Source organism: Segatella copri (genome assembly GCF_009494835.1).
Taxonomy (GTDB): Bacteria; Bacteroidota; Bacteroidia; order Bacteroidales; family Bacteroidaceae; genus Prevotella; species Prevotella copri_F.
This window is the reverse complement of sequence record NZ_VZBE01000012.1, coordinates 1-7,435: the sequence shown is the minus strand read 5'-3', so window position 1 is coordinate 7,435 and position 7,435 is coordinate 1. Positions and strand designations below refer to the sequence as shown.

Below are 7,435 nucleotides of genomic sequence, written 5' to 3'. Positions count from 1 at the left end.
AGGTTTGAATTGTTATGTTGTTTAAATAAGCGGCGTGGGGTTCCCTGTAAGTACCAGTATTAAGGTACCTGCAAGAACCTACGACAAGGTACAAACAAGTACTGCCCACGCCGTAGAGGAGTGGACGCCTTGCTGTCACCTTCTTCTTGTCGTTTTTGAATTTTGCAGGTTCTAAATACTGTAGAAGTGCAGATAATCAGCGTCAATATCTATATGTTATTTTCTCTTGTTTACTTTCTGTTTCTTACTTCAAATTTTAAAGGGTTTATACTACGTTTTCTTCATCATCCGCCCAGTGGTCGCATTGGCGCATCACAGTTTCCAGCGCCTTTTCTGCACCCTCTGGTGGATACTTATACTTCTTGAGCAGTCGCTTCACCATCACTCGCATCTTCGCCCTGGCTGATTCCTTCCGGTTCCAGTCGATGGTGCGGTTGCGGTGCAGTACTTCCGTCAGTTCCCGGGTCAGCGCCACAAACTCCTCGTCGGAGTAAGCCTGCCGCACTCCTTCGGGCGTGGAGAGCGCATCATAGAATGCCTTCTCCTCGGGCGAAAGTCCCAGGTCGTTGCCCTCTGCTTCTGCCTGCTTCATCTGCTGAGCCATTTTCAACAGTTCCTCTATCACTTCCTCGTTGGTGAGCAAGCCCTTCAGATAGTTGGAGAGACTCTGGCTGAGCATGTCGGAGAAGAGGTCGCTCTGAACCACGTTGGTCTTCTGCTGCTGCTTGATTTTTTCTTTCATCAGTTTGGTGAGCAGTTCCACCGCCAGGTTGCGCTCCTTCATGTTCTTCACCTCCTGGATGAAGGCGTCGTCGAAGAGCGAGAACTCTATCTGGCGGTCGCCGAAGAGATTGATGACTCCGTCAGTCTTCACACTCTGACGGAGCAGCTCACCGATGCGCTCGTTGATTTCATGTCGGCTGATTTTGCCCTTCTGCGAGAGTTTGAGCATCATCACGCGCAACGCATCCATATAGCACACCTCTGCCTTCTGCTGCTCATTCAGAAGCGAACGGCAGAGCGTGGTGGCGTTGTGAAGCAGATTGCTGTGCTCCATGAAATTCTTCTTGCGCTGAACCATGGCTGGAGAACTCAGGAAGTTGGCTCCGCTCGTAATGGCGAGTGCCCGCTTCGAGTTGTCCTGTTCGAAGAAGCCGGAATAGTCGAAACCATGAAGCTGGTCACGGCAGATTTCCATCTCTTCCTTCCATTTCACCAGGGCGGTCTTGGCGATGTCGGGGTCTCCGAAGCGGCGGCGGTCACGGTTGGTGTACTGCTGCATGGCACTCTTCAGCGCCTGCGCAATGCCTACGTAATCCACTATCAGTCCGCCTTCCTTGCCCGGGAATACTCGGTTCACACGGGCTATTGCCTGCATCAGGTTATGACCGCTCATCGGCTTATATACGTACATGGTGGCGAGCGACGGAACATCGAAGCCCGTGAGCCACATATCTCTTACGATGGCGATTTTCATCTCATCGTCGTTGTCCTTGAATTTTCTTGCCAGTTCCTTCTTGTAGGCTTCGTTGCCGATAATCGGCTGCCAGTCTTCGGGGTCCTGGTTCGAACCGCTCATCACCACTTTTACTTTCTCCGTCCACCCGGGGCGAAGCTCCAGCATCTTGCGGTAGATTTTGATGGCGATGCTTCGGGTCAGTGCTACGATCATTGCCTTGCCGGTGAGTTCCTGCGCACGGTTTTCCTCGTAGTGCTTCACAATATCCCTTACCAGCGTGTCGATGGTGGCGTCTTCACCCAAGAGCACTTCCAGTCGGCTGTGCTCCTGCTTCGCCTGCCTGATCTGCTCCTCGGTGGCACCCTCATCGGCTAGGTTGTCGAACTCATCGTCCAGCAGCTTCATCGTGTCTTCGTCGAGGTTCAGGTTCACCACACGGCTCTCGTAATAGACCGGACGGGTGGCTCCATCATCTACCGCCTGACTCATGTCGTAAACGTCGATGTAGTTGCCGAACACTTCCTCCGTGTCTCTGTCGCGGTCGCTGATAGGCGTTCCGGTGAAACCGATGAATGAGGCGCCTGGCAGGGCTTCTCTCATCTTCTGGCTGAATCCTTTCTTCATCGTCAGACTCTTGTTGTCCCAGTGCTCATCTCCATATTGCGAGCGGTGCGCCTCGTCGGTCATCACGATGATGTTGCGGCGGGTAGAGAGTGCCGAGTCGCCTTCTTCAAACTTCTGAATGGTGGTAAAGATGATTCCCCCACTCTTTCGGTTACGGAGCAGATTGCCCAGGTCTTCACGGCTCTGGGCGTTCTGTGGTTCCTGACGAAGGAAGTCCTGGCAGCGGCAGAACTGACCGAAGAGCTGGTTGTCGAGGTCCTTGCGGTCGGTTACCACCACGATGGTTACTTCGGGCAGTCGCTGCACCAGCTGGTGGGCGTAGAACACCATGGAGAGGCTCTTGCCCGAACCCTGCGTGTGCCAGAACACACCGATTTTTCCGTTGCCTTCCACTGCCGTACGGGTGCGCTGCAGGGCTTTGCCCACGGCGTAGTACTGATGGTAGGCGGTAAGAATCTTGGCGTATTTGCCCTGGTTCTTGTCGAAGCAGATGAAGTTCTGCAGGATGTCGAGCAGTCGCTGCTGCTGGAACATGCCGAGGAAGAAGGTGCGATAGTCGGCGAAGAGGGTTGACTCGTATGAGCCGTCCACGGTCTTCCATTCCATGTAGCGGTCTTGCTTGGCGGTGATGGTTCCGGCACGGGTCTCGCTCATGTCGCTGATTACGTTGAAGGCGTTGTAGCTGAAGAGGCTTGGAATGCTCTGCTGATAGTTCTTGATCTGCTTGTAGGCATCATCGATGGATGCGTCTTCGGAGATGGCGCTTTTCAGCTCCACCACCACGAGGGGCAATCCGTTGACCATCACCACCATGTCGCAGCGCTTGTTCTTATACTCTTCTACTCTCCACTGGTTCACCACCTTGAAGAGGTTTCTTTCGGGGTGGTCGAAGTCGATGAGCCTCATCAGGGCTGTTCGTTCTTCGCCATCTTGCAGGAATCCCACCTCCAGACCGTTTTGCATCCAGAGTGTAAACTGCTCGTTGTTCTGTTCTAAAGTACCGATGCTGATGTTGGTGATTTGCTTGATTCCTTCATCCATTACATCGGCTGGCAGTTGAGGATTAAGCCGTCGCATCGAGGCGACCAAATCGGCACGATAGAAAGGCTCCTTATAGTCGCGCTCCACCTCGTAGCCACATTCGTACGCATAGCCGAGTTCGTCCCGGAACAGGGCAATGAGCGTTTGCTCGTATGCGTCTTCGGTGAATTTCTTGTCGTCTGCCATATTATTAATATTTTATATTTTCTTTCTCGTTATTTTCTTTCGTTGCTCTTCTTATTCCGGGACTTCCAGCTCGCCTGACATTAAGCGAGGGAGAAGGGTGTCGCGGAGAAGGGAGAGGCGGGAGTTCTCCTTTTCCAAGGATTCAATTCTTGCAAATAAGGGCGACACAATAGTCTCAAAATCCTCAAATACTTTTTGCTCCGGCATTATTACTTGCAGAGACTTCATCAATGATCCCGATGCTTCCTTAAACGTTGACCCTGTAGATTTGTTTTCAATCTCAGGGGTTACATATTTCAAGAAGCAATACAGGAAACAAGTTCCTGCTTTCTTTGGAACAAGAGATTTAAAACCCTGATTGGTACAAATATCATTCTGAGCAATTGAAATATATCCAATAGGTGCTCTTGATGTAAACAATATAGTACCCTTAGGCATTAACTTTGTCGATGTGCTATTGTAGCCTTCTTCTGTTATGTCGATTTCTCCTCTTGAAGAGTAAACGGCAGGATGGTTAGATAAGTCCTTTGGTGTTAACCAAGCTATTCCCTTCTGAGTGTAATACTCCGGCTTAGCTTTTGAAGGAGTACTTCCACCTACTACATCAGCAATTTCATCAAGCCTTCCTACATTCCATCCTTTCGGAATCATTCCCAATTCACTATCAACGAACTTACCATCCTTGAAAGGCTCAAAGTCAACGAACCAATTCTTGAAAATAGCCTGTGCCATCTCCTCCAAATCAGCATTGATCTTGTTGTTCAACTCTATCTTCCGGTCGAGAGAAGAAAGGATGGAGGCAATGCGGCGCTGGTCGTCTAGCGGAGGCAGCTTAATATCTATTAATCTAAAAGTAGATGTTGCTCTTGCTAAAGCAGGTACTCCTACTTGCGAAGCATTTGCTAGTATCTTATACTGACCTTCTCTTGTGTGAAAATAATAAACGAGATATTGAACATCAACAAGATCTGCTTTACAACGAAAGCGAAATTGACTTTGCGAAATAACATATCTGTCATATTTCGAATTAACAGGAACATAAACTATCTGTCCTAATGTTCCTCTATGAGTTACTATAATATCACCTCTATGAGCATTACATTTCTTAAGAGAATCTGCCTTTTCTTTTGTCAAATAGCCAAAGCTATCTTCTTTAAGCTTAAAGCCTTGCAAATTTGAACCGTTGAGGATTGGAACACCATTATCAACATAGAATTCTTTTTTGACATCAGAGCCAAAAGGTCCCATGGAGATTTCTTCAATCAGTTCATCCATTTTATAATGCTTCCACTCCATACTTTACACCTCCCATCCAATTTTCTTCAACTGCAATCTGATCTCTTCTTCCTGCTTCTTGCTTTCCTCAAACAGCTGCTTCAGCTCTCCGGTGAGATTCGTCATTTTCTCCTCGAAAGGCACTCCGTCGCCTTCGTCTTCGGCGATTCCTACGTATCTGCCAGGAGTCAGAATGAAGTCCTGAGCAGCAATCTGCTCGGTGGTGCATACGGCACAGAAGCCCTTCTCATCCTCCAGGGTTCCCTGCTGGAACGCATGGAAGGTGTCAGAGATTTTTTTAATATCCGTATCAGGCATCAGCTCACGAAGCTTGCGGGTAACCATCGTGCCCAGATTGCGGGCGTCGATAAACACGGTCTTGCCCTTCTGCGCCTTGTTGCGGCTGATAAACCAAAGACTTACAGGAATACCCGTACTGTAGAACAGCTGCGAAGGCAAAGCCACGATTCCCTCTACCAGATCGGCTTCGATGATGGCTTGGCGAATCTGTCCCTCGCCGCCACTCTGACTCGAAAGCGCACCATTCGCCAGCACCAAACCAATCTTTCCGTTTGGAGCCAGATGGTGAATCATGTGCTGCATCCACGCAAAGTTGGCGTTGCCAGCTGGTGGCAAACCATACTGCCAGCGCACGTCTTCCTGAAGCGCACTCTGTCCCCAGTCGCTGAGATTGAAAGGAGGATTGGCAAGAATGTAATCTGCCTTCAGCGTAGGGTGCTGGTCATCATAGAATGTGTCGGCAAAGACTTTTCCTAAGTTCGCATCCAAGCCACGGATGGCAAGGTTCATGTGCGCCATCTTCCACGTATCAGGGTTTGCCTCCTGACCGTAGATACTAATCTTGCGCAGGTTTCCCTTGTGGCGCTCTATAAACTTGGCGCTCTGCACAAACATACCGCCGCTTCCGCAGCAAGGGTCATAAACTCTGCCCTCGTAAGGCTCCAGAATCTCTACCAGCGTACGGACAATGCAGGAAGGCGTATAGAACTCGCCACCATTCTTGCCCTCCAAGGAAGCAAACTGCTGCAGACAGTATTCGTAGGTTCTGCCCAGCAGGTCTTTCTCCTCGCCAGCATCGTGCATTTCTATATTCGTAAAGAGATCTACCACATCACCCAGACGGCGCTTGTCCAGCTCCGGACGGGCGAAATTCTTAGGCAGAATGCCCTTCAGTCTTTCGTTCTCACGCTCAATGGCGGTAAGTGCTTCATCTATTATCACGCCAATTTCTGGTGTGTGGGCAGCAGCACTAATCTTGCTCCATCGGGCTTCAGCAGGCACAAAGAAGATGTTCTCGGCAGTGTATTCGTCCTTATCTTCCGGGTCGGCGTATTCGTCACCCTGCAGCTCCTGGAACTTCTGTTCGAAGCGGTCGCTGATGTATTTCAGAAAAATGAGTCCGAGCACTACGCCCTCGTATTGCGAAGCGCTGAGGTTGCCTCTCAGAATATCGGCAGCCTTCCATATTTTCTCTTCAAAACCAATGCTGATTGTATCTTGTTTCTTAGCCATAATATGTTTATTTTTCTACGAGCACTAGCTTCCAGTCCTCATTCTGCAGAACGAGGGTCCCGTTGTTGTCCGTAATGGTGAATATCTGATTATCTATCTGTATTTTGTTCTCCTTTATTAAATAGGTGTACTGACCGCAAGCAACGTTTTCGGTGGTAGTTTGGGTTATTTTACCGCCTTCGTCGAAGTGGTTCACTTCCATCGTTTCGGTGAAAGAAATAGCATCTGAGGTGAAACTGCAGAACAAAGGAGCCTCTTTTACGTCGATAAAGATACTTCCAACGCGCTGATAAAGGGCTGAAATCTGCCATTCGTGGGCTAAAAATGTGGTTTCGTAATCAAAAGCCTCTGATTTTTCTGTTTCTTCGTCGCTAGAACAGGCGGTGGAAGAAAGCATAAAAAAAGCGACTATTATCATATAAAAATAAGATAATATTCGCCTGCGGATAAGAACATGATGATATTGGGCTAACTTTGCCTGAGCAAAATTACCCCCCCTAAAGCTTTGTACGTCAAGAAGTTATATCTTTTCATCTTAGTATTGTTATTATGTAGTTTCTAGCTTTCCAGACTATTGCTACGTCAATAATTTGTTAATTGCTAGCAAAGATAATAAAAAGTTGGCAAACCCAAGAATTTTATCACGTTATTTAACGGAAAAATGCAAATATGGGGGTTAGGAAGATGTTTTACCCCCTCTTCTAAGGGTAAAAAATGCCCCTCCTCGGACTCTAAATCATGCTCTAAAGGTAGGTATTTTTGACAAAAATAGAAGAAATGACAGGTAGAAAAAGGGCAAAAGAAGAACAATAAGGTACAAATATGAGCCTGATGAATGTAGATTATTTTATACGTACACAATTATAGCAAGACTACACACAAATCATATATAACATTAATAGCCAACACTTTAGCGCATCTAACAATTTATTATCTCCCATCACTATGAGGATTATATTCCGGTCATTTTCGGTCATGGTCATTTCCGGTCATTTTCGTTTCGGGGGAGAAAAGGTCATCTATAGTATAATATAAATAATATTTATATTTACTATAGCTCAAAATGACCCAACTCATTTTGAAAATGACCGAAAATGACCATGACCGGAAATGACCGCTTTTGCCTTTCTTTGTTCTCCATTGTACTTTTTCTGCGTTTTTTTTATTATTTGCAATAAAGTTCAGATAGAAAATCAACAGAACTTATTGTATTACAGCTACTTATAGCTTTTCTCACATAGAAAGTCAGGGTGAAAGCTTGCATTCTGCCCGAAAATGTTGTATCTTTGCACCGGCAATCGAAAGAACAGCCTTTTG

Annotated in this window: 4 protein-coding genes; all 4 read right to left on the bottom strand. The window is 47.5% G+C overall.

Annotated elements, in window-relative coordinates:
- Nucleotides 1-265 precede the first annotated feature (265 nt).
- Genes F7D47_RS02095 through F7D47_RS02080 form a run of 4 tightly spaced genes read right to left on the bottom strand, consistent with a single transcriptional unit; the run spans nt 266 to nt 6,536 of the window.
- Nucleotides 266-3,310, bottom strand: a complete 3,045-nt coding sequence (locus F7D47_RS02095; protein ID WP_153085180.1) for a type I restriction endonuclease subunit R — start codon at nt 3,308-3,310, stop codon at nt 266-268.
- A gap of 51 nt (nt 3,311-3,361) precedes the next feature.
- A complete protein-coding gene (locus tag F7D47_RS02090; protein WP_153085179.1) occupies nt 3,362-4,606 on the bottom strand; it encodes a restriction endonuclease subunit S in 1,245 nt (414 codons plus the stop codon).
- A gap of 3 nt (nt 4,607-4,609) precedes the next feature.
- Nucleotides 4,610-6,118, bottom strand: a complete 1,509-nt coding sequence (locus tag F7D47_RS02085; RefSeq protein WP_153085178.1) for a type I restriction-modification system subunit M — start codon at nt 6,116-6,118, stop codon at nt 4,610-4,612.
- A 7-nt stretch (nt 6,119-6,125) separates the two neighbouring features.
- Nucleotides 6,126-6,536, bottom strand: coding sequence for a hypothetical protein (locus F7D47_RS02080; RefSeq protein WP_153085177.1), 411 nt, complete (start codon nt 6,534-6,536; stop codon nt 6,126-6,128).
- Between the last annotated feature and the right edge of the window lie 899 nt (nt 6,537-7,435).